Consider the following 2533-nt stretch of genomic DNA (forward strand, 5'->3'; position numbering starts at 1 on the left):
ACTGATCAATCCCGCTGCGTTTACCCATACCAGCGTCGCCATCCGGGACGCCTTGCTCGCGGTGGCTGCGCCGTTCATCGAGATTCATCTCTCCAATATTTACGCCCGCGAACCCTTTCGCCGACAATCCTATTTTTCGGATATCGCCGCCGGCGTTATATCCGGACTGGGCGCCCACGGCTACGATCTCGCCTTGGACGCCGCTTTGCACTATCTAGCCAAACCAACGGAACCACCCGCGCGGTCCTAAAAACGTCACTTTGAACACCGAACAGGAAGACAACAGCGAATGGATATCCGCAAAGTCAAAAAATTGATCGAGCTACTGGAGGAATCCGGCCTCGATGAACTGGAAATCAAAGAAGGCGAGGAAAGCATCCGCTTGAGCAGGCACAGCAATCGGCCCGTCCAGCTACCCCCAGCTGCTCCAGCATTACCGCATGCGGCGGCGTCCGCTGCACCGAGCGCGGTCGATGCTCCGGCCACGGGCGCACAACAAACGGAGCCACCGCCAGGCGAACCTGGCGTACCGGAAGGCACTGCAGTCGCCTCGCCGATGGTCGGCACGTTTTATCGGGCATCTTCGCCCAATGCCAAGCCCTTTGTCGAGGTGGGACAACAAGTCAAAGCGGGCGAGGTACTGTGCATCATCGAAGCGATGAAAATGATGAACCCAATCGAGAGCGATGTCAGCGGCACCGTTGCCGCCATTTTGGCTAACAACGGCGAACCGGTAGAATTCGGCCAATCGCTGTTCATCATCCAATAACGCCAGCCAACCGATTGGGCAAACAGACTTATGTTCGACAAGATCGTCATCGCCAATCGCGGCGAGATCGCCCTCCGCATCCTGCGGGCCTGCCGAGAACTCGGCATCAAAACAGTGGCCGCACACTCCACCGCGGACCGTAACCTTCAACACGTCCTGATGGCTGACGAAGCGGTATGTATCGGCCCACCGGCCTCCGCCGAGAGCTATCTCAACATGCCCGCGCTAATCAGCGCCGCCGAAGTCACCGACGCCGAGGCCATTCACCCCGGTTATGGCTTCTTGTCTGAGAACGCCGATTTCGCCGAACGGGTGGAGCAGAGCGGATTTGTGTTCATCGGCCCTCGCCCCGAGACCATCCGCCTGATGGGCGATAAGGTCTCGGCCATTCGGGCCATGCGAGATGCCGGCGTCCCCTGCGTACCCGGTTCCGGCGGACCGCTGGGCGACGACACCAAGAAAAATGCGGAAACCGCTCGGAAAATTGGCTATCCGGTACTGATCAAAGCCGCTGCCGGCGGCGGCGGACGGGGTATGCGGGTGGTCCACTCCGAACCCCACTTGGCGAATGCGATTGCGCTCACGCAAAGCGAAGCGCAAGCCGCCTTTGGTGACAGCACGGTCTACATGGAGAAGTATCTGGAACGTCCCCGGCACATCGAGATTCAAGTGCTGGCCGATCAACACGGCAACGCGATCCATCTCGGTGAGCGAGACTGCTCGCTCCAACGCCGACATCAAAAAGTGATCGAGGAAGCGCCCGCGCCCGGCATTACCCCGGAAGAACGTGCCCGCATCGGAAAAACCTGCGTCGAAGCCTGTCAGCGCATCGGCTATCGTGGCGCCGGAACATTCGAGTTTCTCTATGAGAACGGTGAATTCTATTTCATTGAGATGAACACCCGTGTCCAGGTCGAACACCCGGTCACGGAAATGATCACCGGCGTGGATATTGTGGTGCAGCAGATACTGATCGCCGCAGGCGAACCGTTGGCCTTCACGCAGGCCGACATCGTACCGGAGGGCCACGCCATCGAATGCCGCATCAATGCGGAACATGCCCGCACGTTCGTGCCGTCACCCGGCCCGATCAAGCACTATCACGCGCCTGGGGGACCGGGCATCCGAATGGACTCTCACCTGTATAGCGGTTACGACGTACCGCCTTACTACGATTCGCTGATTGGCAAGTTAATCGCGCACGGGCGTACCCGTGACCGGGCGCTGGCGAGAATGGCCACGGCCCTCGACGAACTCGTGGTCGATGGCATCCAGACGAACGTGGACCTCCACCGGAACTTATTGCGTGATTCCGCCTTTCAGTCGGGCGGCGTCAATATTCACTATCTCGAAAAGAAGCTGGAACTCTGAGAGTCTTCCCGGATGTCGGAGCCCTGGGCAATGAAAGCGCTCGGGGCTCCGCCCAAAACCATAGCGGTACCGAGCGGATATGCCTTGGCGGCAGTTAACCATCGAAACTGAGGCTTTGCCTCCAGAAGAGCTTGAGGCCGCGCTGGAGGTGATCGGTGCCTTGTCGGTGACTGCCATCGATGCCGGCGACGAGCCCATCTACGAACCCGACCTGGGCACGACTCCGTTTTGGTCACAAGTCCGTCTGACGGCCTTGTTTCCCTACGAGGCAGACGAAATCGAAACCCTCTTGCGCCTGTGCGCGCAACTGGGCGTGGCGAAACTCCCCAGCCATCGATTCGAGACGCTGGACGACCAGGTTTGGGAACGGGCCTGGATGGATGCCTACCAACC

General features: G+C 59.5%; 4 protein-coding genes. All 4 read left to right on the plus strand.

The genetic code is table 11. From position 1 onward, the window contains the following. Positions 1–250 (plus strand): type II 3-dehydroquinate dehydratase (locus tag SVU69_13685; protein MDY6944048.1); only part of this gene is annotated, 250 nt, incomplete at its 5' end. Positions 251–289: 39 nt separating this feature from the next. Beyond that, positions 290–769 (plus strand): acetyl-CoA carboxylase biotin carboxyl carrier protein, encoded by a 480-nt coding sequence (gene accB / locus SVU69_13690; protein ID MDY6944049.1) that lies wholly within the window; start codon positions 290–292, stop codon positions 767–769. A 30-nt stretch (positions 770–799) separates the two neighbouring features. Continuing rightward, complete coding sequence (gene accC, locus SVU69_13695; GenBank protein ID MDY6944050.1) at positions 800–2140, plus strand: acetyl-CoA carboxylase biotin carboxylase subunit; 1341 nt, start codon at positions 800–802, stop codon at positions 2138–2140. Between the two features lie 79 nt (positions 2141–2219). Then, on the plus strand, positions 2220–2533 hold a 314-nt coding region (locus SVU69_13700; protein ID MDY6944051.1), incomplete at its 3' end, for a 50S ribosomal protein L11 methyltransferase.

Source organism: Pseudomonadota bacterium, assembly GCA_034189865.1.
GTDB lineage: Bacteria > Pseudomonadota > Gammaproteobacteria > UBA5335 > UBA5335 > JAXHTV01.

What these genes read in the sequence shown, in the direction of transcription:
- accC (MDY6944050.1), top strand. Translation starts at nt 800, where the DNA reads ATGTTCGACAAGATCGTCATCGCCAATCGCGGCGAGATCGCCCTCCGC.
- accB (MDY6944049.1), top strand. Translation starts at nt 290, where the DNA reads ATGGATATCCGCAAAGTCAAAAAATTGATCGAGCTACTGGAGGAATCC.